At 35.4% G+C, this 22,117-nt stretch carries 28 protein-coding genes, 1 tRNA gene and 1 pseudogene; 19 read left to right on the forward strand and 11 right to left on the reverse strand.

Translation table 11 applies throughout. The features are described 5' to 3' along the window. The first annotated feature begins 58 nt into the window (after positions 1 to 58). Both G4Z05_RS08270 and pepF read left to right on the forward strand, forming a co-directional pair. The gene (locus G4Z05_RS08270) at positions 59 to 1,252 is read left to right on the forward strand and encodes a competence protein CoiA (RefSeq protein ID WP_163251384.1); all 1,194 of its coding nucleotides are present in this window, start codon (positions 59 to 61) and stop codon (positions 1,250 to 1,252) included. A gap of 107 nt (positions 1,253 to 1,359) precedes the next feature. Then, entirely contained in the window at positions 1,360 to 3,177 is a 1,818-nt protein-coding gene (gene pepF, locus G4Z05_RS08275; protein ID WP_163251386.1) for an oligoendopeptidase F, read from the forward strand. Between the two features lie 34 nt (positions 3,178 to 3,211). Here the strand turns inward: pepF and G4Z05_RS08280 are convergent, their stop codons facing one another. From G4Z05_RS08280 to G4Z05_RS08295, 4 genes are all read right to left on the reverse strand, one after another. Then, positions 3,212 to 3,406, reverse strand: a complete 195-nt coding sequence (locus tag G4Z05_RS08280) for a hypothetical protein (protein WP_163251307.1) — start codon at positions 3,404 to 3,406, stop codon at positions 3,212 to 3,214. 275 nt (positions 3,407 to 3,681) lie between these two features. Then, positions 3,682 to 4,584, reverse strand: a complete 903-nt coding sequence (locus G4Z05_RS08285) for a ClpXP adapter SpxH family protein (protein ID WP_163251388.1) — start codon at positions 4,582 to 4,584, stop codon at positions 3,682 to 3,684. Further along, positions 4,550 to 4,960 carry a globin domain-containing protein gene (locus G4Z05_RS08290; RefSeq protein ID WP_163251390.1) on the reverse strand — a complete coding sequence of 137 codons (411 nt, stop codon included), beginning with the start codon at positions 4,958 to 4,960 and terminating at the stop codon, positions 4,550 to 4,552. The genes G4Z05_RS08285 and G4Z05_RS08290 overlap by 35 nt, the downstream gene beginning before the upstream one ends. A gap of 165 nt (positions 4,961 to 5,125) precedes the next feature. Continuing rightward, positions 5,126 to 5,716 carry a CYTH domain-containing protein gene (locus tag G4Z05_RS08295; protein ID WP_163251391.1) on the reverse strand — a complete coding sequence of 197 codons (591 nt, stop codon included), beginning with the start codon at positions 5,714 to 5,716 and terminating at the stop codon, positions 5,126 to 5,128. A gap of 121 nt (positions 5,717 to 5,837) precedes the next feature. Between G4Z05_RS08295 and G4Z05_RS08300 the strand changes: the two genes are divergently transcribed. The 4 genes from G4Z05_RS08300 (at position 5,838) to G4Z05_RS08315 (ending at position 8,630) form a co-directional block, all read left to right on the forward strand. Next, positions 5,838 to 6,197 (forward strand): UPF0738 family protein, encoded by a 360-nt coding sequence (locus G4Z05_RS08300; protein ID WP_163251393.1) that lies wholly within the window; start codon positions 5,838 to 5,840, stop codon positions 6,195 to 6,197. A gap of 23 nt (positions 6,198 to 6,220) precedes the next feature. Continuing rightward, the gene (yjbM, locus tag G4Z05_RS08305) at positions 6,221 to 6,859 is read left to right on the forward strand and encodes a GTP diphosphokinase (RefSeq protein WP_163251395.1); all 639 of its coding nucleotides are present in this window, start codon (positions 6,221 to 6,223) and stop codon (positions 6,857 to 6,859) included. A 61-nt stretch (positions 6,860 to 6,920) separates the two neighbouring features. Continuing rightward, positions 6,921 to 7,715 (forward strand): NAD kinase, encoded by a 795-nt coding sequence (locus G4Z05_RS08310; RefSeq protein WP_163251396.1) that lies wholly within the window; start codon positions 6,921 to 6,923, stop codon positions 7,713 to 7,715. Positions 7,716 to 7,730: 15 nt separating this feature from the next. Continuing rightward, positions 7,731 to 8,630 (forward strand): RluA family pseudouridine synthase, encoded by a 900-nt coding sequence (locus G4Z05_RS08315; protein ID WP_163251398.1) that lies wholly within the window; start codon positions 7,731 to 7,733, stop codon positions 8,628 to 8,630. Between the two features lie 30 nt (positions 8,631 to 8,660). Here G4Z05_RS08315 and prpE read toward each other — a convergent pair whose 3' ends face one another. Continuing rightward, entirely contained in the window at positions 8,661 to 9,401 is a 741-nt protein-coding gene (gene prpE / locus G4Z05_RS08320) for a bis(5'-nucleosyl)-tetraphosphatase PrpE (RefSeq protein WP_163251400.1), read from the reverse strand. An 87-nt stretch (positions 9,402 to 9,488) separates the two neighbouring features. On the opposite strand from prpE, the gene G4Z05_RS08325 reads away from it, so the two are divergent. The 3 genes from G4Z05_RS08325 to G4Z05_RS08335 all read left to right on the forward strand — a co-directional run bounded on the left by G4Z05_RS08325 (position 9,489) and on the right by G4Z05_RS08335 (position 12,879). Then, complete coding sequence (locus tag G4Z05_RS08325; RefSeq protein WP_163251401.1) at positions 9,489 to 11,360, forward strand: monovalent cation:proton antiporter family protein; 1,872 nt, start codon at positions 9,489 to 9,491, stop codon at positions 11,358 to 11,360. Positions 11,361 to 11,449: 89 nt separating this feature from the next. Then, positions 11,450 to 12,220, forward strand: coding sequence for an enoyl-ACP reductase FabI (gene fabI / locus G4Z05_RS08330; RefSeq protein ID WP_163251402.1), 771 nt, complete (start codon positions 11,450 to 11,452; stop codon positions 12,218 to 12,220). 155 nt (positions 12,221 to 12,375) lie between these two features. Further along, positions 12,376 to 12,879 carry a CotO family spore coat protein gene (locus G4Z05_RS08335; RefSeq protein WP_163251404.1) on the forward strand — a complete coding sequence of 168 codons (504 nt, stop codon included), beginning with the start codon at positions 12,376 to 12,378 and terminating at the stop codon, positions 12,877 to 12,879. Between the two features lie 42 nt (positions 12,880 to 12,921). Here the strand turns inward: G4Z05_RS08335 and G4Z05_RS08340 are convergent, their stop codons facing one another. After that, entirely contained in the window at positions 12,922 to 13,479 is a 558-nt protein-coding gene (locus tag G4Z05_RS08340) for a CotY/CotZ family spore coat protein (RefSeq protein WP_163251406.1), read from the reverse strand. A 147-nt stretch (positions 13,480 to 13,626) separates the two neighbouring features. Between G4Z05_RS08340 and G4Z05_RS08345 the strand changes: the two genes are divergently transcribed. The 7 genes from G4Z05_RS08345 (at position 13,627) to spoVIF (ending at position 17,213) form a co-directional block, all read left to right on the forward strand. Next, positions 13,627 to 13,962 (forward strand): DUF1360 domain-containing protein, encoded by a 336-nt coding sequence (locus G4Z05_RS08345; RefSeq protein ID WP_327989893.1) that lies wholly within the window; start codon positions 13,627 to 13,629, stop codon positions 13,960 to 13,962. Between the two features lie 313 nt (positions 13,963 to 14,275). Next, positions 14,276 to 14,746: a YhcN/YlaJ family sporulation lipoprotein gene (locus G4Z05_RS08350; RefSeq protein ID WP_163251410.1), complete on the forward strand. Its 471-nt coding sequence runs from the start codon at positions 14,276 to 14,278 to the stop codon at positions 14,744 to 14,746. Between the two features lie 15 nt (positions 14,747 to 14,761). Further along, positions 14,762 to 15,238 carry a stage V sporulation protein AC gene (spoVAC, locus tag G4Z05_RS08355; protein WP_163251412.1) on the forward strand — a complete coding sequence of 159 codons (477 nt, stop codon included), beginning with the start codon at positions 14,762 to 14,764 and terminating at the stop codon, positions 15,236 to 15,238. Continuing rightward, a complete protein-coding gene (spoVAD, locus tag G4Z05_RS08360; RefSeq protein ID WP_163251413.1) occupies positions 15,239 to 16,255 on the forward strand; it encodes a stage V sporulation protein AD in 1,017 nt (338 codons plus the stop codon). It abuts the gene before it with no gap. Positions 16,256 to 16,270: 15 nt separating this feature from the next. Further along, on the forward strand, positions 16,271 to 16,627 hold the full coding sequence (gene spoVAE / locus G4Z05_RS08365) for a stage V sporulation protein AE (RefSeq protein WP_163251415.1): 357 nt from the start codon (positions 16,271 to 16,273) through the stop codon (positions 16,625 to 16,627). Between the two features lie 95 nt (positions 16,628 to 16,722). Further along, positions 16,723 to 16,833 (forward strand): YjcZ family sporulation protein, encoded by a 111-nt coding sequence (locus G4Z05_RS08370; protein WP_081905147.1) that lies wholly within the window; start codon positions 16,723 to 16,725, stop codon positions 16,831 to 16,833. A 125-nt stretch (positions 16,834 to 16,958) separates the two neighbouring features. Beyond that, the gene (gene spoVIF / locus G4Z05_RS08375) at positions 16,959 to 17,213 is read left to right on the forward strand and encodes a sporulation-specific transcription regulator SpoVIF (RefSeq protein WP_038540488.1); all 255 of its coding nucleotides are present in this window, start codon (positions 16,959 to 16,961) and stop codon (positions 17,211 to 17,213) included. A 305-nt stretch (positions 17,214 to 17,518) separates the two neighbouring features. On the opposite strand, the gene G4Z05_RS08380 is transcribed toward spoVIF, so the two are convergent. The 4 genes from G4Z05_RS08380 to G4Z05_RS08395 form a co-directional block, all read right to left on the reverse strand. Further along, positions 17,519 to 17,941, reverse strand: coding sequence for a GNAT family N-acetyltransferase (locus G4Z05_RS08380; protein ID WP_163251417.1), 423 nt, complete (start codon positions 17,939 to 17,941; stop codon positions 17,519 to 17,521). A gap of 6 nt (positions 17,942 to 17,947) precedes the next feature. Then, the gene (locus G4Z05_RS08385; RefSeq protein ID WP_163251419.1) at positions 17,948 to 18,460 is read right to left on the reverse strand and encodes a YjcG family protein; all 513 of its coding nucleotides are present in this window, start codon (positions 18,458 to 18,460) and stop codon (positions 17,948 to 17,950) included. Positions 18,461 to 18,580: 120 nt separating this feature from the next. Then, complete coding sequence (locus G4Z05_RS08390) at positions 18,581 to 19,306, reverse strand: alpha/beta hydrolase (RefSeq protein ID WP_163251420.1); 726 nt, start codon at positions 19,304 to 19,306, stop codon at positions 18,581 to 18,583. Between the two features lie 95 nt (positions 19,307 to 19,401). Continuing rightward, positions 19,402 to 19,632, reverse strand: coding sequence for a WYL domain-containing protein (locus tag G4Z05_RS08395; protein ID WP_163251422.1), 231 nt, complete (start codon positions 19,630 to 19,632; stop codon positions 19,402 to 19,404). Between the two features lie 178 nt (positions 19,633 to 19,810). On the opposite strand from G4Z05_RS08395, the pseudogene G4Z05_RS08400 reads away from it, so the two are divergent. The 3 genes and pseudogenes from G4Z05_RS08400 (at position 19,811) to G4Z05_RS08410 (ending at position 21,582) form a co-directional block, all read left to right on the forward strand. Continuing rightward, positions 19,811 to 20,838 (forward strand): annotated as a pseudogene (locus G4Z05_RS08400) (IS1595 family transposase). A 96-nt stretch (positions 20,839 to 20,934) separates the two neighbouring features. Beyond that, positions 20,935 to 21,375: a stage III sporulation protein AH gene (locus G4Z05_RS08405; protein ID WP_163251424.1), complete on the forward strand. Its 441-nt coding sequence runs from the start codon at positions 20,935 to 20,937 to the stop codon at positions 21,373 to 21,375. A gap of 134 nt (positions 21,376 to 21,509) precedes the next feature. Continuing rightward, positions 21,510 to 21,582, forward strand: a tRNA-Val gene (locus G4Z05_RS08410). A gap of 131 nt (positions 21,583 to 21,713) precedes the next feature. Here G4Z05_RS08410 and G4Z05_RS08415 read toward each other — a convergent pair. Then, positions 21,714 to 21,971 (reverse strand): hypothetical protein, encoded by a 258-nt coding sequence (locus G4Z05_RS08415; RefSeq protein ID WP_163251425.1) that lies wholly within the window; start codon positions 21,969 to 21,971, stop codon positions 21,714 to 21,716. Between the last annotated feature and the right edge of the window lie 146 nt (positions 21,972 to 22,117).

Raw genomic sequence — 22,117 nt, forward strand, 5'->3', positions numbered from 1 at the left:
TTTAAAAGGAATTTTTAAAGTATGTGTTGAAATAATTTGGAGGAAAGGAGGAAATGGTATGTTAACCGCGCATACTAAAACTGGATTAAAAATTTGTTTAGGGAATTACTATTCAAAGGAAGCATTATTGGAGTTAAGAAAAAAAGAGGAATTTATTTGTCCGATTTGTGGCGAAAATGTAATACTCAAATTAGGGAATCAGCGCATTTTTCATTTTTCTCATAAAAGAGGGAGTACATGTCATAAATTTTTTGAAAGTGAAACGATGGATCACATGGAGGGAAAACTACAGCTGTATCAATGGCTTACTCGTCAAAAGATTCCTTGCTGTTTGGAGTATTATGACAAAGAGATAAAACAACGGCCGGATATACTATTTCAGTTCAATGGTAGGAAGTTTGCGTTGGAATACCAATGTTCGACTATATCTGAATCGGTTTTTGAAAAAAGAACCAAAACATACTTGGAAAATGATTACATTCCACTTTGGATCCTCTCTAGCAATCACCTCAAGAGAAACGGAAATAATGTTATCTCATTATCAAATTTTTCGTATTTATTTTTAAGGAAGTCATCAGTAGGAGATTATATTCCCGCTTATTGCTCGGAAAAAAAACAATTTCACTTTATTCAATCTTTATTTCCTTATTCAATAAAAAACGCATTCGCCCAATACTCTATTAATCCCCTTGAAAAAATGAATATAAATACCCTGCTTGCTCCTTCTAAAAAATGGTTTGTACTCGAATATGCAACTTGGGCAAGGGCCATTAATCATTTTACCTTGAAGTGGACACTTCATTCCCATGCAGCAAAAGACCCCTTTCTGAAAGAAATATACAGTAGAAATTTAAATATTTTTTTGTTACCTCCTGAAATTGGTCTTCCACTTCCTCATTCATATTATCTTCAAACATCGCCAGTGAAATGGCAAACATACTTATATTTAGATGTCATTTCCCGTAAGCATCCTGGTGAAACGATTACATTACAAGAAATACAATTTCACGTGAATAAAAGAATGAAAAGAAATGAGATTGTAATTAGGAAACTTCCGCAGTTAAATGAGATTAATCCAATGGTACCAGTCATGGAGTATTTTAGAGAATTAATCAAACTTAATATTTTCATTCGTACTGGAGACACCACATGTCAAGTTAAACGAAAAATCATTATCCCCACCTCTGAGCAAGAGAAAAAAGAAGCACACGAATTCTTCAAAGGAATATACAAGTCTTTGGGTATAATATAGAATATGCAGCAATAAAATTTCCTACATGAAAAAGGAAATAGGCATCCTAAGAAGAATATTAAATATAATAAAATTTTTCGTGATACTAAGGAAATGGAGGATTCAGAATGACCAATGAAACTGCGGCAAAGTCACTGCCACTAAGAAGTGAAATTCCTGTTGAATATACATGGAGATTAGAAGATATTTTTGCAAGTGATGAAGAATGGGAAAAAGAATTTCACGAGGTAAAAAGCAAAATCACAGGGATTAAAGAATTCGAGGGTAGACTGGGTGAAAGTGCAGAGACCCTTTATAATGCACTTCAATTTCAAGATCAGTTATTTGAACGGATTGGTAAACTCTATACATACTCACATATGAGATATGACCAAGATACCACAAACTCATTTTATCAAAGTTTAGATGACCGGATGAAAAATCTTTATTCACAGGCAGCTAGCCAGTTTGCCTTTATTGTTCCAGAAATACTATCTATTGATGAGACTAAGTTGAAAAATTTCTTAAATGAAAAGCCAGAACTAAAGCTCTACGAACATTCCCTAGAAGAAATTAATCTTCAGCGGCCGCATATTTTATCTGCTGAGCAGGAGGCACTATTGGCAGAAGCTGGGGAGGTAATGAATGCTTCTAGCAATACGTTTGGCATGTTAAATAATGCTGATTTGCAGTTCCCTTCTATTAAGGATGAAAATGGGAACGAAGTAGAAATTACTCATGGCAGATATATCCGTTTCTTAGAAAGTGAAGATCGACGCGTTAGACGAGAAGCATTTCAAGCGGTATATAAAACATATGGTGATTTTAAAAATACGTTTGCCAGTACACTAAGCGGAAATGTTAAAAAGAATAATTTTAATGCAAGAATTCGCAAATACCATTCTGCCAGACATGCAGCATTGTCAGCAAATAACATACCCGAATCGGTATACGATAATTTAGTCAATACGGTAAATGAAAATCTACATTTATTACAACGCTATGTAAAACTGAGGAAAAAAGTGTTAGGCGTTGATGAACTACATATGTATGATCTATACACGCCATTAGTGAAAGATGTAAAAATGGAAATAAAGTATGAGGAAGCTAAGGATCTTGTCATTAAAGCTTTAGCACCTTTAGGAGAAGAATATTTGAAGGTCTTAAAGGAAGGATTTGAAAACCGTTGGGTGGATGTTTATGAAAACAAAGGTAAGCGGAGTGGAGCGTATTCTTCTGGTGCCTACGGAACAAATCCGTATATTCTTCTGAACTGGCAGGATAATGTTAATAATCTTTTTACACTAGCACACGAATTCGGCCATTCAGTTCATAGCTACTTTACTAGGAAGACACAGCCATATCCTTATGGAAATTATTCGATTTTTGTGGCTGAAGTTGCTTCCACATGTAATGAAGCATTGTTGAATGATTACCTGTTAAAAACAATTGATGATGAGCAAAAACGAATCTATTTACTCAATCACTATTTGGAAGGGTTTAGAGGGACTGTATTCCGGCAGACGATGTTTGCGGAATTTGAGCATCTTATTTATCAAAAAGCGCAAAATAACGAAGCATTAACTGCTGATTCACTAACTGAAAAGTATTATGATTTAAACAAAAAATATTTCGGTGAAGAGGATATTATTATTGATAAAGAGATCGGTTTAGAGTGGGCACGTATTCCTCATTTTTATTATAATTACTATGTTTATCAATACGCCACAGGTTTTAGTGCGGCAACTGCATTAAGCAAGCAGATTTTAGAAGAAGGAGAAGTTGCGGTCAAACGTTATATCGATTTCTTGAGTGCTGGAAGTTCGGATTATCCAATTGAGGTGTTGAAAAAAGCCGGTGTAGATATGACAAGTGCTGAACCAATTAAAAATGCATGTAAAGTTTTTGAAGAAAAATTAAATGAATTAGAGCAACTATTATCATAATGAAAAAGGATGGTGCTTTTAAGTGCCATCCTTTTTAAAATCCTTTAAATCTTTTTCGGTTATTAATAAAGGCAATAGGAATGAGAATGGCAAGGAACAATAGTGGTACACTTATGATTATTGGAAAGATATTCAGTAGAGCCAAAATATGAAGAAAAAAGGCAATGACAAAAAAGAGAATCATTAATGGTAAAGTGATTTTTTTCAAAGTAATAATGCCCCTTTTCATGAAATGGTACATCCTTACATTATTTGTATTGTGAATTGAATACTTTTATGAATATTTGACAATTATGTGAAATGAAGCACAAACTTCTTGTCACTTATATCATGCCGTGCTATATTTAATACGTGAAGTTGATCACAACAAACATATACCCCTTTGTTTGACCGTGAAAAATTTCTCCCATCCCCTTTGTTCGTATTTAAAAAAATGCCTTGCAGTTATACTGCAAGGCATTTTTTTATTTTTTTCCCAAGCACTCCAAGTAATATTGACTAATATTACTCATCCTCTTTAATGTATCTCCAAAATGTCCCGTATTTTGCTGGAATTTGAGCCACTACTTGTTTTAATAGTAATTTCTTGAGCTCTCGTTCTATTTGAGGAATAGTCATATTGTAGATTACTGCAATTTCCTTTGAATCAACGAATTTAAATATTTTAAAAAATGTTTCCAATGGGGGAAGTGGTGATTTGACTGGCTTTTCGGTCAACATTTCTTCCAAAATCTGTTCATAAATTTCATAATGATAAATACCTGTGATTTTAATACCTTCTTCCTCCACATTTTCATTAAAAAATACAAGTGTTGGAATTTCTTGAACATCCATTTCTGATGTAATTTCTAAATCACATTGGAAAGCTTTCGATGCACTTTCAGAATGCATATCATTGGCGAACTCTTCAACATCAAGCCCCGCCTTGGCGGCACATTCCTTCAAAATGTTCATATCGGATACATTTTGTTTGTCTAAAAATAATCGCTCTTGAATTTTTCTCAAAAAGCGGGTTCCCGCTCGTCTTCCTTGGAGTTGAGCAGCTTTTATCGCTATGGATATATAATAAGGGGCATCTACAGGATTTTCAAACCAGATTCGGTTATCACAAGACATCCCTGATCTACTTACTGTTTTCTCCCAAATATCGGTGATATTTTCATAATTTTTTTTCCTGGAGAGATTTAGGTTTGCTAAATTTCCGCTAAGTACATATTTTAATGAGAAATATCGTCCATATTCAATTTGTAATTTTTTTAATATTGGTTCCAGTGCCCAGCATTCGGGACATAACGGGTCAATAAACAAATAAATTTCAATTGGTTTTTTCTCCGTACCGTGGCAACGGTTTTTCGAATTTGGGTCCCAGAAATTATTCACGATCTTCACCTGTAATTTCTTTATCATCGGGTGTATTGATCATATGTTGAGCGGTCAGATATAGTCGAGAATAAAATTCATCCCTTAATGGACCTTGCAATCCTGTCATGTCCATTGCCTTAGACATGCAAGTAAGCCAGGCTTCTGCTCGAGTCGGGGTAATTGGAAAAGGAAGGTGGCGTGCGCGCAACATTGGATGTCCATGTTCTTCGGTATAAAGCGGTGGCCCACCTAAATATTGCGTTAAAAATTGTTTTTGCTTACGAGCAATCTCTGAAAAATCATCTGAGAAAAGTGGAGCCAGATCAGGATGTTGTGCAACAAGGCCATAAAAATTGTCAATTAGACTATGAAGAGTTTCTTCCCCAATAGCCTCAAAAGGTGTAAGTTTTTTCTCAATCATGTTGACAACTCCTCTTCCAACTGTTTATTTCAGTCAAATCGTTCGAATAAATTCTCAAGTCAATAATATATTGTTATAGTGTTAAATAAAATGATTCCCATCTAGAGTTTTCTCTATTGTATCAATGCTCTTTTTATATCTCAAATGAATTGCATTAGATAAGGCTTATGATGTTTTTCCTTTTTGATATTTTTGATTATAAAAGCGTTGAATTTTGTTCTCTGTTTTTCTTAAAGGAATTTCGTAATACTGAAGTAGCTTTTTAAAAATTTCTTTGCCTTCTGAATAGTTATCTACCTCTAATTCAATTTCAAAATCTTCTTTTCCCAAATAAGAGCTGTAGTCAAGAACAAGTAATCCATTTAGATAATTTATTTCAACCCTATTTGTCTTAAGGAGGCCGAAGTATACGATATTTGAATAAGGAATATTGAGTTCCTCAATGATGTCTTTTATTTTTCCAGAAGGAAGTTGGTTATATTGAATGGCTTGAATGGCTTCATCACTAGTTAACGTTTGGGTTGTTTCCAGCAGTCCTAGATTGGAAGGCTGTTTTAATGTCAACTCAAAACATTCTTTTTTTTTCCGGATTCTTAATGCCGATCCGACCTTTTTTAAATCAAAATCGGGCGTATCAAAATAATAATTTTCATGGGAAAAGATCTGCTCTTCTTTTATATCAAATGCATTTAGAAGTCTTACATATTCCTTTTTTGTCAATATATTTTTAAATTCAATTTCAATATTTTGTCTCATTCGATTTTCTTCCTTTCAACCATCCTGTATTACTATTATCGCAAATATTATTAGAACTTCAATCTTTAGGAGAATGGAAAAGATTATGCTAAAATAGTAGAGTAAAGATGGAGGTAAAAAGATGAAGAAAAGGTTAAACGTTACAGATGCGAAAATTATTGAAAATAAACTTTTTTTGGAAGTATCCGAATCATTAAATGATCTTAATCCAGGAGGACAAATTCTTGTTGATTCAGATCATTTCTCCTTCATATATTTATTGGAGAATTCAGACGACTATACTTATGTTGTCATCCCAGAACCAATATGGGATTCATTAAAGGAGGCTCACGTTCATAACTTGAAAGTAGTGCTTACAAATGGGGAAATAGAATTGGAGCTGACTCATTTTCTTGAAGAATTGGAATATGTCATTAGCAATATTAAAGGAAATACCAACTATGGGAAAGCAATGGTTGAGAAGATTGAAAGCATTTTTTAATATGTAAGCAATGAGGTGGAGTCATGAAGCATTGGGATCAATTTTTAGCTCCTTATAAACAGGCGGTTGACGAACTTAAAGTTAAATTAAAAGGTATGAGGGGGCAATTTGAACTTGATTCGACACATTCACCAATTGAATTTGTAACTGGGAGAGTGAAGCCAATAGCCAGTATTTTGGATAAGGCAAAACAAAAAGGGATCCCCTTGGATAAATTGGAAGAGGAAATGCAAGATATTGCTGGGCTAAGAATCATGTGTCAGTTTGTGGATGATATTCATAAAGTTGTATCCTTATTAAGAATCCGTAATGATTTTGAGATTGTTGAGGAAAGGGACTATATTTCTCACAAAAAAACAAGTGGATATCGATCTTATCACGTAGTGATTAGTTATCCTGTACAAACGATACACGGAGAAAAGAAAATTCTCGCAGAAATCCAAATTAGAACATTGGCAATGAATTTTTGGGCAACAATTGAGCATTCTCTTAATTACAAATACAAAGGTGATTTTCCTTCAGATATAAAAATGCGACTGCAAAGGGCAGCAGAAGCAGCATTTCGCCTGGATGAGGAAATGTCTTTAATTCGCGGAGAAATTCAAGAAGCACAAGCCTTTTTTACAAGAAAGAAGGAATCGGCACAAGAAGGAAATAAATGAAATTAGAATCTCATTTCACTGACGACTTTTTGAAAGCAATACAGTAGAAGGAGATATTATGATGAAATTTGCCATAACATCAAAAGGGGATCAAAAATCTAATATATTAATGCATAAAATGCGTACATATTTATTAGATTTTGATCTTAAATATGATGAAGATCAACCAGATATTGTTATTTCAATTGGCGGTGATGGAACATTATTATATGCCTTCCATCGATATAGCAGTCGTCTCAGTAAAACAGCGTTTGTTGGAATACATACGGGTCACTTGGGATTCTATGCTGATTGGACGCCAGATGAAGTTGAGAAACTTGTAATTGCTATAGCAAAAACACCTTATCAGGTCGTAGAATATCCTCTCCTAGAAGTGATTATTCGTTACTCACATGCTGGGAAGGAATCCAGATATTTAGCATTAAATGAATCAACAGTCAAATGTGTTGAAGGGACCCTTGTCATGGATGTGGAGATACGAGGTCAACATTTTGAACGCTTTCGTGGTGACGGTCTATGTGTATCAACTCCTTCAGGTAGTACTGCTTACAATAAGGCACTAGGTGGAGCGATTATCCATCCATCTATATCAGCGATTCAAGTGGCCGAAATGGCATCAATAAACAACAGGGTGTTTAGGACAGTAGGTTCTCCTCTTATACTTCCAGCACACCATACATGCATGTTAAAGCCAGTGAATCGAACTGATTTTCAAATCACAATCGATCATTTGACATTTCTCCATAAAGATGTCAAGTCGATTCAATTTAGAGTTCCTGATGAAAAAATCCGATTTGCACGCTTCCGGCCGTTTCCTTTCTGGAAAAGAGTGCATGATTCATTTATCTCTGATTAAAAGAGGACATTGAATATGACGGAATGTTTTTACTTGCAATGGGACATTGATGAAAACATTAGTGGTTTGTTAATAAAGGAGTTTTTACATAATGCTGGAATTTCAAGGACAGCTTTAACAGATATTAAGTTTAAAGGCGGAAAGATACTTGTAAATGGCAAAGAAGAAAACGTGAGATATCGACTAATAGCTGGGGATGTATTAAAAGTGATATTTCCTCCTGAGAATCCAAGCTTTGAAGGTGAGGACATACCACTAGATATCATATATGAAGATGAATTTCTCCTCGTAGTCGTAAAGCCTGCTGGTATGAACACGATTCCATCTAGAGAACACCCAAATGGTAGCCTTGCTAATGCTCTTGTCGGATATTATAACAAAAAAGGACTCCAAGCAACCGCACATATTGTTACGAGGCTTGACCGAGAGACATCGGGTATAGTTTTAATTGCTAAGCACCGTCATGTTCATCATTTATTTAGCATGATGCAGCGTAACAGAGAAATAAATCGAACATATGAAGCATTGGCAGGAGGATGGATAATTAACGATAAAGGATCGATTCGTGCATCTATTGGTAGAAAAGAGGATAGCATCATTGAAAGAGAAGTACGTGAAGATGGCCAATATGCTTGTACCCATTATCAAGTAATTAATCGGTTCAGGGACTATACGCATATTGAGTTAAAGCTTGAAACCGGAAGAACTCATCAGATTAGAGTGCATATGTCCTATATAGGGCATCCATTGCTTGGTGATGATTTATATGGAGGAGATACTTCTCTTATAAAACGACAAGCCCTTCACTGTAAAAAAATCCAGTTTACTCATCCATTTACTAGAGAAAAACTAAGCTTTACGGCACCGCTTCCTGAAGATATGTTGAAATTAATAATGGCTGACCCACAAACATAGGGTCAGCCCTTTCTACATTAACTTGTACTTTCAATCAAATTTCTTAAACTTTTCTTCAATATATGGCATAGTAGAAGGAACGGAGACCATTTGCATCTCGGGATACCTTAATGCTGTAAGGCTACCGCCAAAAACTACACCTGTATCAATGTTATAAGTATTATTAATAATTCTTGGTTGTTTCACAGGTGTATGGCCGTAAACGATTATATAATCGCCATTATAAGTTTTAGCCCAGTCTCTTCTTACTGGTGAACCATCAGGATGTTTTTCTCCTGTTATATCTCCATAAAGAACGAACTTTTTAACTTTTTCATTGTTCATCCCAATTAATTCTTGTTTAATCCCAGCATGAGCAATAACTAATTTATTATTATCCAATACTAAATATAAAGGGGCTTGTTCATATAATGTTATAAATTTTTTTCGAATGGATTCCCGTTCCCGTTTGGATAATGATTCATATTCTGCAACTGTTGTTTCGAGACCATGGGTGATTTGAACTTTATTCCCGAGGAAAAAACGATAAAGTTTATTGCAATGATTTCCAGGTGTATAATAAGCTTTTTTATATTCCATAACAAGTTTCCAGACCACTTCAATGACTCTTAGTGATTGAGGTCCACGGTCTGTTAAATCACCTACAAAGCCAAGTACTCTGTTTTCAGGATGGAGGGGTACCCCTTTGTCCCAACTATAGCCTAGTAAAGAGGTTAGTTCCTTTAATTCCTGAAAGCATCCATGAATGTCGCCAATGATATCTATTTTCATTGGAATAACCCCCTTTATCAATATTTTTCGTTAATGTGATCATTTTAATCAAGGTAAGCGATAATGCTTTATGTAAGGAGGAATACGATGGATCAGCATGTATCAGTTACATCTTTGCTTATAGTTGTTACTATGGCCTTTTTAACTCCCATTCTTCTTCATCGTTTAAAATTAAATGCCATCCCTGTTGTGGTAGCCGAAATCATTGTAGGTTTAATTATCGGGAAAAGTGGATTTAATATTGTTCATGAAGATATGTGGCTGTCTACTTTATCAACTCTAGGTTTTATTTTTCTTATGTTTTTAAGTGGACTTGAAATTGATTTCACCGCGTTTTCGAGAAGTAAAAGGCGTGAAACTCTTCCTAATGGAAAAAAGGAACCAAATTCATTTGTTGTGTCCTCGGTCATTTTCATAGGGATATTTGTCCTATCCCTCATTTTATCATATATATTTGTAAAAACTGGATTTATTGAGAATGCCTTTTTAATGACATTGATCATTTCGACCATCTCATTAGGTGTAGTAGTTCCAACATTAAAGGAAGCACACTTGATGAAAACGGTCATCGGGCAGATTATTTTATTAATTGCTGTTATTGCAGATTTGGCAACAATGATACTTCTTGCCATCTTTGTTTCGTTAAATGATTCTGGAAGCAGCAATACTTGGTTATTATTGATTTTATTTGCTGCAGGGGTTGTTCTTTATTTTGTTGGAAAAAGATTAAAAAATCGTAGCTTTATTAAAACCTTATCAACAGGTACCGTTCAAATAGGAACTCGTGCTGTCTTCACATTGATCATCGTGTTAGTTGGTTTATCTGAAACCGTTGGGGCAGAAAATATTCTAGGAGCTTTTTTGGCTGGGGTATTAGTGTCATTACTATCACCGAATCAAGAGTTGGTACATAAGCTCGATTCTTTTGGTTACGGCTTCCTCATTCCAATTTTCTTTGTCATGGTTGGAGTAGATTTAGATATATGGTCCATGTTTAGCGATAAAAAACTGCTACTTTTAATTCCATTTTTGTTGATTGGTCTTTTATTATCAAAGTTGATTCCAGTCTATCTGCTAAAAATTTGGTATGATACAAAAACGGTCATTGCTTCAAGTTTTTTACTTACTTCGACTCTTTCCCTTGTTATCGCTGCAGCGACAATTGGAGAAAGGATCGGGGTTATCACCGAGCAAATGAAGGGAACATTGATATTGGTAGCTGTTATTACTTCCATATTTACACCTATTGTTTTTAAAAAGTTGTTCCCTAGAGAGGAAATTATCAATAAGAAGATACCTGTTGCTATCCTTGGTGCTAATCAAATTACATTACCAATTTCCAGAGAATTAAAATCTGGGTTGTATGAACCAATTCTCTATCATACACAAATAAAGAAGGATGAGAAACAAATTGCGAATTCACTTTTTGATATAGAAGAAATTCCAGATTATTCATTTGAAACCATTGATAAAACAAGAGTGTTTGATTCAGAAATTGTCGTCCTATCAACTGGTGATCAAGAATTAAATGCTTCCCTTGCTATAAAGGCAAAAGAAAAAGGGGTTCCAAGAGTCATTGCGAGAATTGAATCCCCTGAGTTAGAACAGAAATTAAAGGAGCATGACGTAGAAGTCTTTAGTTCTTTTATGTCTACAAAAGTATTGCTTCGGGCTATGATTGAGTCTCCACATGTTATTAATATTTTAACAAACCAGGAAACAGCTCTTTATGAAATTGTCTTAAAGAATGAAGCCTTTGATGGCATGTCGTTACGTAGATTTCCGTTTACAGGGGACGTTATTTTTGTCAGGATATTTAGAGGGAAAGATTCCATCGTACCGCACGGAGATACGGAGCTGCAACTGCATGACCGGTTAATTGTTACAGGTTCAAAAGAGTATGTTGATGAGTTAAAAAATGAATTGGAGTTTTCGGAAGCTAGTAAAAGGTTTTATTAGGATGACATACTTTTCATTTTAAATAAAATAGTGTAAAATTAGGACCAAGTACTAATATCTTGTATATATTTTAGGAGGACTTTTTCGTTATGAATCTTTCGTTAGCCGGAAAAACATTTGTGGTAATGGGTGTAGCAAATAAACGTAGTATTGCTTGGGGAATTGCACGTTCCTTACATAAAGCAGGAGCACGTTTAGTATTTACTTATGCAGGAGAAAGGCTAGAAAGCAGTGTCCGTGAATTGGCAGAGTCGTTAGAAGCGGAGGGAACGATTGTACTTCCATGTGATGTAACGAGTGATGAAGCCATTACTAAATGCTTTGCTGAAATTAAAGAGGCAGTTGGGACGATTCATGGAGTTGCTCACTGTATTGCTTTTGCTAATAAAGAAGAGCTTCAAGGAGAATACTTGAACACGACAAGAGAGGGTTTCTTGCTTGCTCACAATATTAGTTCTTATTCTTTAACAGCAGTAGCGAAGGAAGCTCGCAGTTTAATGACTGAGGGTGGCAGCATTGTTACTTTAACGTATCTTGGCGGAGAGCGTGCTATTAAGAATTATAATGTAATGGGCGTAGCAAAAGCTTCCTTGGATTCTAGTGTCCGTTACTTAGCAGCAGATCTTGGAAAAGACAATATTCGCGTGAACGCAATCTCTGCCGGTCCTATCAGAACTTTATCTGCTAAAGGTGTGAGTGATTTTAACTCCATTTTAAAGGAAATTGAAGAAAAAGCGCCATTACGTAGAACAACTACACCTGAAGAAGTTGGAGATACAGCATTATTCCTATTTAGTGATCTTTCGCGTGGAATTACTGGTGAAAATATTCATGTAGACTCAGGTTATCATATTTTATAAAAAGAAAGCTAAAACAATTGAACAATTAGGTTGTCCCATGACCATCATTAAAGCCCGCTAATCTAGCGGGCTTTTTGATTGAAAAATCCTGTTAACGTGTCTCTGTATTTCGCATACATATAGAATGTAGGATTGACCGTTAGGAGGTAGATTATATGGCAAATAAAAAGAGCCAGGGACCATTACTTTTTATAAATCAGCCATTTTTAAGGCCACCAGCAAATAAAATGCAGGAAGTGTTTAGAAGCAAGCAAGTTAATTTTCCATCTATTAATGAAGATGACAGTAATGAAGAATGGAAGAAGAAACAAGAAGAAAAATATGAACATTTTGGCAATACTGAAAATATGAAAACAGCAAACAGTGACCTATCGAATAAAGATACGTCTGCTTCAAAAACTGCGCAAAGATTCCCTACGTTAAATCGAGTAAAGCCTTTCAAGGAAATGAATGTTCATGAAAGGTTGGAATATTTAAAGAATTTCCCGAAGGCACTTCCTCCTGTTCTTTGCGTGTTTTATACGGCAGAACAAAAACATTTGGGTTTTTTAAAAGAATATGAAGAAGACAAGGTAACCATTCAATTTCAAAATAATACAACCCAAACATTCTCTGCGGCAGAAATTTTAAATGTCGTGATGATCGGAATAAGAAGATAACAAAACAAAAAGGCCAGCCGATTAACCGACTGGCTGTTTTGTTTAATCGCAAATATCTAGGAACACATCTGCAATACATTGAATTGCACAGAAGCAGCTTAAATCTACTGTTACACAATCATTCGTTGGCATGAAAGCATTTACTTGACAAACAGCATTTAAGTCAATGCAGCAAGAGTCTGAATTAAATAGCTGTACAGGCTCAAATTGATTGCCGCCTTTGTGATGTTTACCATGTCCGCCATGGCTGCTATGACTGTGACCACCAGTAGACATTACCCCTGGAATTAGTACGCGAAGAGTTGCACAGCAATTGTCAAATACTTCTTCCACTCGGAAAAAGATAGAAACACAACCATCTGATGGATCTTCCGCAGTAAAGAAAGCATGGAATGGAGTGCCATCTTTTGTTTTTAGAACAAATACACGTGTATCTACTCTATCCAATGCTGGGGCAAGTGAACCGAGCGGCTCATTAAAACAGCTAGTACATGGTCTGCAATCATTCACAGCATTATCTTGGATATCTTTTATCGCTCGAACGACTTGGCATACGCAATTATCCTTGTCGTGATCATGACGAGATTTCCCACAACCCATTAATATTTTCCTCCTTAATCCTTAATGTATCTTACATTACTAACATATTTTAGTACTACCTTTTGGGTTACGGACAATTGCCTTATTTAACAAAATTAGGCGGAATCATATAAGAAAGGGATCGATTTTAAAATGAACATTACTTTTATGAATTTACTAATTCTCTCCTTGGCAAGTTTTAGGCTCACGCGATTGATTGTTTTTGATAAGATTACTGAATTTCTCCGTAAACCTTTTTTTGATGAAGTTATAGAGGAGAATTCCGGTGATATAGAGATTTATTACACACCAAAACAGTCGGGGTGGAAGCGATTTGTAGGAGAGCTTTTGAGTTGTTACTGGTGTACAGGGATTTGGAGTACTGTCGGAATTGTGGGAATGTATTATCTATCACCAGTTTTTACACCTGTAATCTTAATATTGGCTATTGCTGGTGCTGCGTCTATTCTGGAGACCATTATTCAGTTTTTATTAGAAAAATAAGGTTTTCGCTCAGACAGTTTGGTGAATTTCACATATCTTAATTAGTAGGAATGCAAATGAGGAAAAGGGAGCGAAAAAGGTGAAGAAATATTTTCATGGATCGGAAGTCAATAAGATGAAAAAGTCTTCAAAGAAAAAAAAGAAAAAGGGCTGTGGCTGCGGTCAAAAAAAGTATAGATAAGGATAAAAACTGCCAGTTTATTGGCAGTTTTTATTTTTTGGAATCAACTCATCAATGACTCATAATTTTTTTGTTTGCCGAAAAAAATAATAGGTAGAAAAATAAACTTTGCAAAAGGGAAGGAACCATAAAATGCTCAACATCTATCGTGCGATTATATTTATGTCTTGTCTATTTTTACTTACTGCCTGTGGTGTAAATCAACAAACTAAAGATAGCCAGCTGACCTTAATGAAAACAACGAATCCAACTCCATTTGTAACGGACCACCATAAAAGTAACAAACTCGTTAAACAAATTGAGAAAGATGTCAGTTCTTTTCCACCAATTTATGATGTTGCTGTAGTTAAAGGAAAAAAAGATACACTGGTCGTTTATAAAGTAAAGCATTTACACCGATTTAAAATGAAAAAAATTGAAAAAGACGTTACAGCAAAGCTAGAAAAGAAATATCCAAAGGAAAATTTTACAGTTTCAAGTGATTATAAAATTTTTCTTGAAACTGTAAGGCTTAACGAGAAGATGCAATCAAAAGATATTAGCGAAAAAGATGCTGAAAAACGCTTTAAGGAAATCGTTAAACTGACAAAAGATATGAAGTAGAAAGGAAGTATACAGATGGCAAGTAAACAAAAAAATGTGACACCTGAGCAGCAAAAATATCAGCAGTTGCAGCAAAAACATGAAAAACAAAGGCCGGTATTAAAGAATTGTATTAGAGCATTTTTTGTTGGTGGATTGATATGTGTTATAGGTCAAGCCATCAGTTATTTTTATATATATTTTTTTAATTTTACGGAACAAAATGTAGGGAATCCAACGGTTGCGACAATGGTATTTCTATCTATGATTTTAACTGGTTTTGGAGTATATGATCGACTTGGTCAGTTTGCTGGGGCTGGCAGTGCTGTGCCTGTAACTGGATTCGGTAATGCAGTTATTTCAGCGGCAATCGAACATAGGACGGAAGGGTTTGTTTTAGGAGTAGGCGGGAACATGTTTAAGCTTGCAGGATCTGTATTGCTCTTTGGAGTGTTCGCTGCTTTTGTAGTTGCCCTTATTCGAACTCTTCTAAGTATGTGGGGGGTATTGTAATTGTTAAAAGGACATCAATCATGGGTCTTTGAAAACCACCCGATGATTACTGCAACTGGGGTGACGGGCGGTCCGTTCGAGGCAAATGGGAATCTGGCTAAAGATTTCGATCTTTTGTTTGAGGATTTATGGATCGGACAAGATTCGTATGAGAAAGCGCATCGGGTGTTGTTCGAAGAGGCAATCAAAATTGCTTTAAAGAAGGCGAACATTCAAAAAGAACAAGTACAGTTTCTTTTTGCAGGTGATTTAATTAATCAAATTACTCCTTCAAGCTTTTCAGCAAGAACTATGAAGATTCCATACTTTGGACTATTCGGGGCTTGTTCAACCTCGATGGAAGGCTTGGCACTAGCCTCCTTCGTTGTTAATCATCAGGGGGCAAATTTTGTATTAACTGGAGCATCAAGCCATAATGCAGCAGTGGAAAAGCAGTTTCGCTATCCAACGGAATATGGTAGCCAGAAGCCGCCAACCGCTCAATGGACAGTGACAGGTGCGGGCGTTGCACTGGTTCAGAAAAATAATCCCTCTCAAAAACATCCTGTTATTACCTCAGCAACGATTGGAAGGGTTATCGATATGGGCTTATCTGATCCATTTAATATGGGAGGGGCAATGGCACCTGCAGCGGCAGATACCATTCAGGCACATTTTCGTGATCTTGGATTAGAACCTTCCTATTATGACCTTATCATTACTGGTGATTTAGGGAGAATAGGTCATGATACAGCTTTTGAGCTAATTAATAAAAGTGGCCTTCAATTGGAACGTAGGCAATTTCAAGATTGCGGCCTTCTTATTTATAAAGAAGACCAGCCTGTACAATCTGGTGCTAGCGGCGCAGGCTGTTCAGCCACTGTATTATATGGACATTTATTAAATGAAATGAAAAAAGGTAAGTATCAAAGAATTTTGGTTGTTGCAACAGGTGCTTTATTGTCGCCACTTACTTTCCAACAAAATGAGACCATACCTTGTATTGCACATGCGGTAGCAATTGAAATGATAGACTAAAAGGAGAGATGAAGTGTGTTAGCAATGTTTTTTTGGGCTTTTGTAATTGGTGGAAGCATCTGTGTAATTGGACAGCTATTATTTGATGTGGCAAAGCTTACACCTGGACATACGTTAAGTTTATTAGTTGTAGCAGGAGCAGTGTTAGCAGGATTCGGATTATACGACCCTCTCGTCAGTTTTGCAGGAGCGGGAGCCACAATTCCAATCACTAGTTTTGGTAATTCATTAGTAAATGGAGCTCTCCAGGATGCAAGAAACCATGGGTTGATTGGTGTGTTGACTGGAATGTTCCAAGTTACAAGTTCCGGGGTATCGGCAGCTATTATTTTCGGCTTTATCGGGGCACTTTTGTTCAAACCAAAGGGTTAATAAGTTTTTTCACTTTACAATTGACGTGCCTATACACTTCTTTTAGTGGTTTCATATGTTATTAATGAGATTACTAAAGAGAGGTGAATGATTCTATGTGGTGCGGCTATGGTGGCTACGGCTACGGTGGTGGTTATGGCAATAGTTTTGTATTAATCGTCGTACTATTCATTCTATTGATTATTGTAGGAGCTAGCTTTTATTAATATTTAGCATGCCTATCAAGAAGGGTTGGCCAAAAATAGGCCAGCCCTTCTTAACTTTTACTTTTCACCATTTTATTGCTCCTTCATACAATAAAGTAGTTTATGAAGGAGTGTGAGAACAAAGAATGGATAATGGTTTCTTTAAAAACATCGAAAATAGAACTGGCGTAAATATGAAGGATATATTTGAACTAGCCAATTCTTTACAGAATGCAAATTTTAAGGATGAAAAAACAGTCCGTGGTGTAATTAGAAAAGTTTCTAGACTTGCCAATAAACCAGTTAGCAAGCAATTAGAAGATCAACTCGTAAAAACAATTATTAAAGATGGCAAAAAGCTTGATTTTAATACCATTTCAAATATGATGAATAAAAGATAAGAATGATGGCTGATTCCGTTAATAGAAATTGGCTCCTTTTTGTTGGAAATTTCTTTAAGAATATTGTCGTACTGTCAGTCAATCTTTCCTTCAATGCTTGAATAGCGAATGGTGTGGGAAGAAATTAGGGAGCTAGTCTTATTGGATTGAGTTATTAGAAAAAGACTTGATTTGATCTTAAAAACGCCTCTAATTTCGATTATTGTACGTGCCTATCCTAATAACGCTAATAGGTGAGACAACGGAAAAATCTTAGTTAATAAAAAGCACTTGCCGTTTTATGTTACGAGCAAGTGCTTTACAATTTAAAGATTCTTAACCATTGTTTTGTGAGGGATTCCAGCATCGAGAAATTCGTCAGAAACAACTTCATATCCTAATCCAGCATAGAACGGAATCGCATGTGTTTGGGCATTGAGTTTTAGTTTTTGAAACCCTTTCTCACGTGCATAGGATTCAATAGCGTTCATAATCGCCTTTCCAGCTCCGAGTTTTCTGGCTTCTTTTACAACACAAATACGCTCTACTTTTCCGTAATCATCCACCTGACGAAAACGGCCAGCCCCTATTGGAGAGCCTTCGTGATACATAACAAAATGTACCGCTTCCTCCTCAAACTGATCGATTTCCTCTTCAACAGGAACATTTTGTTCCTCTACAAAAACCATTTTTCTTATTGAAAAAGCATCTTTAAGTTCTTTTTGATTCTCAACTAGCTTTACTGTCACGTTAAATTATTCCTTTCCTAGACGAAATGTTTCATAAACTGTCCAAGAGCCATTTTCTAATTGATAAAGTAGATGGAAGCGATCGATTGTTTCCTCAAAATCAATTGTTGTCATTCTCAGTGACCCATAGACATCAGAATGTTCATCATTGGATAACTTTTGTCCAATTGTAATATGGGGAACAAAGGCATATTCTGAGTTTTGGTCACTAAATTCTTTGTTAATTTCCTTTTGCAAATCAATCAGTTCTTTTGTAGGCTCTACTTTAAAATATATCACATTATTAACTGGAAAAAACGAACTGACTTTCAAGGTTCTTAATGTGAAGGGGCTTGTATTACTTGCAATTTGCCGCAATTTATCAGCAAATCCTTTAACTTCTTCTTCTGTTGCTTCAAAAGCAGTTTTTAATGTAAGGTGCGGTGGGATTAATGCATAATGCGGATCATAGCGCTTACGAAAGGAATTTGCATAATCTTGAAGCTTTTTAGATGGAAAAACAACAACACCAAATTTCATAGACTTACCTCCTATAAAGAAAAGTTCAATTCCATGGTTAAGACATGAATAGTAGCAACGGTAAATGGCTTTCAAACTATTATAACAAATTTTCTAAATATAATAAATAATAAGATAGTCTTAAGAAAACATCTGTTTTAGTGCGCGTCTTAAATCCGGCTGCCAGTAGGTCCATGTATGATTGCCATTGAATTCTTCATAAAAATATGTAAAAGGTTTAGAAGATAATATTTTGGAAAGCTCACGATTTGGGTTCAGAAAATCACTTATTTTTCCATCAGTCATTTTTACTTCTGTTTCTTGTTGTCCAATCACATGATAGAATTCTAAAATTGGCGTATCTGAATAACTGGATACTAAATTTAACACTTGGGAATCAACATAAGGAGATTGCATAATTACTTTTCCAAAAGTGTGCGGGTATTGAATCGCTGTCATTAACGAGACTGTCGCCGCAAGGGAATCACCTATTAGCGCCCTCGTTATTCCCATTTGATAGGTTGGGTACTTCTGATCAAGAAATGGAACTAATTCATGGGCTAAAAACCGAATATATTGTTGATTTTGATCTCCATTAGGGTGATATTTTCTTCTTCTGTCTTTAACTGTCTTGTATGGTATCCCAACAATGATTAAATTTTCAATTTCTTTTTTGTACAGAAACTCATCTGCTAAACGTCCGATTCTTCCAAGTTGAAAATAGTCTCGTCCGTCTTGTGCTATTAGTAAGGAATATTTGTATAGTGGTGAAAAGTTTGCTGGCAGGTAAATTAAAAGCTGCATTTCTTCATTAAGCTCTTGGCTAAAAAAAGTAAGTTCATGGATTGTGCCTTTTGGATATTCCATTTTAAAAAATCCCCCTGTAGTTCGTATCGTACATATGAATTTTAACATAATGATGGAGAAATTGCAGAAGTAGGTGGTGCATATAGGGGGGTGAGTTAGTGGAGATAATGGTTCATTGAATATGTTTCGGATATGGGTAGGATGGATAAAATATTTTCGCGTTTAAAGGTGCGGAACTGTTTCCTTAGTAAGCAGTAGGCATAAATGTATTTATCATTTACCTCTTTGATAATAAGTTTTCGCTGAGTGATTTCTTTGTTATTCCCCAGGTAAATCATGTCTAACGGGATTTTTTCTTCCATTGATCGTATGAAGAGTCCATCCATCTGCAATCCTCCTTTCTTATAATTATATTATAACCAAACATATGTTCTTTATTCAATTAAAAAATGGTTATTCGGTTATTTTTAGTAAGGCTCTGTTAAAGACTATTGTTGATATTTGAAACCTATCCGAATTGTTAATATAATTTATTAAGAACAAACATTCGGAGAGGTTATCAAGGTGAGCAAAGCGTTTAGCAATTTGGTAAAAATATCGACAAATTATCACACACTCAAAAAGAACAAGTTTATCAATGGGTTAAACGCTATGTTGATCCTTCATCCTCGGTTGGTGGTCGGTTAATCAATGAAATGAGGGAAACTCGCTTCAAAGAAGGGGTTGAGTGTCCTCATTGTTCGTCTGAACACATTGTTCGATTTGGCAAAATTAAAGGTCGTCAACGCTATCGTTGCAAAAGTTGTCGTAAAACTTTTACCGATACAACAAATACTGTACTTTATCGCACCCGAAAAGGTGACGAACGGATTACCTTTGTAGACTGTATGTTCAAAGGCTATTCTCTGCGAAAATCGGATGAAATCGTAGGGGTTACTTAGGTTACGCTATTTTATTGGAGACACAAACTGTTAAACGCCTTAAAACAAATGGATGTTGAACATTTTGAGGGTATCGTTGAAATTGACGAGACTTTTTTTCTGTACTCTCAAAAGGGACAACGTGGCATTACTGAACGTAAACCTCGCAAACGTGGCGGGAAGTCCAAACACAGAGGTATAAGCCACGAACAGGTTTGTGTTCTCGTTGCCAGAGACCGAACGAAAGCAACTATCTCAAAAGTCGCTTGTATGGGGCGGATGGTGAAAACAAAAGTCGATACTTTGATTGGCTCTAAACTATCTAATGAAAACGTGATTGTAACCGATGTGTGGAGAGCCTATAATACCTATGCAAAAGAAAAAGGATTAGAGCATTACCGTATTAAATCAGACGGTGGCAAACACGTTATCAAGGGCTTGTATCACATTCAAAATGTCAACGGTCTTCATTCCCGTCTAAAGCAGTGGATAGACCGTTTTAAAGGGGTGGCAACAAAGTATCTCGACAATTACCTTGCTTGGTTTTTATTTGTAGACAGTCGTAGTAGCGAAAGTACCAAACAGCATATAAAAGAATTTTTATTAACATCATTTGTATATGAGATGACTGACACATATGACAGTTTAAGACTGTCAAAATTTAGTGTGTAGCCCTTATTCAATGGGTAGGATAGTTGAAGGATAATAGACATAAAGTGCGATACGAAAAAACCTTAATAAAGCAATGTAGTTTGGGGGGAAACTAAAATGCTAACGATAATGGAAAATGTAAAGGGCAAACGATATAAAGAACTAATTGACTTATTATCCAGAAATTGCAATATCTTTGCTTTTGTTGAGAATAGACAAATGATGGAGATTGAAGATGAACGCCTTGCCTATATTGATATTTTGATAGCACCTATTAAAGAACACTTCATTGAGAGAAAAATTCAACAAGAATGGGAAACGACAAAACTTCTTGAAGATACAGCATACGTTTTTTATTTCAATTTAAACAATGTTACAAGGCAATTTTTAAAAGAACGTAGCAAATCTCTTTTTGATTGGATAAGTCCAGAATTACCAGAGGACTTAATGTTTTACAAAGATGGTAAGTGCCTTTTAGCCTCCTGTTCACACGAAGGATTTTTCTTGGTTGAAGAAAATATATGGAACAGCTTTTTATTAAAGAAACGCGGTCGTTAGGAAACCTTAATAAATAGGGTTTCCTAAAAATTTTATTCATTTATCAACCTTAAAATGTAACAGAGCCTTTAGTAAAAAAACATATTGACAATTTTAAATCTGTTATTATAATTAAATTTGTAATTTGTTAAAGAGATCTGTTAGCTCAGTTGGGAGAGCGCAACCTTGACAGGGTTGAGGTCGGGGGTTCGAACCCCTCACAGGTCATTTAAGAAAACCCTTGATCTTTCAAGGGTTTTTTTTATTTCTAGGATCTGTTAAATCTTAATGTTGGTTTTTTATAAAAATTAGAGGAGACCTCATTTATCAAGGGTTTCCTCGTTCTTTAATTAACCTATTTATTGAACATGTTCTACTCCGTTTTCTACATATGATTCTAAAATAACTTTATTTTTACTTTTGTAATAATAATACGTTTTATCATCATTTTTTAGTTTGATGCTAACCATCCAATTCTTATCTCCTGGTAAATTTGCAACTGTTGTTAGATACTTAGTTACACTTTTCTTAACATTTGACTTTTTATATTGAATATAGCTAAATCCCATTCCAATGAAAATTAATAAAATTAGTATAACTGTTCCTATTTTCTTCATATAAAACCTACTAAGATAATGGACCTACGTCAATATTCCGGACACAAATAAATTAAATTCCAAACCACTTTCTAATTTAAATTACAGTTACCTTTCGTGGCTTGACATGGAGCCTCGGCGGGCATGAGTTCTATGCCAGGAAGCCA

Source organism: Neobacillus thermocopriae (genome assembly GCF_010975035.1).
Classification (GTDB): domain Bacteria; phylum Bacillota; class Bacilli; order Bacillales; family Cytobacillaceae; genus Neobacillus; species Neobacillus thermocopriae.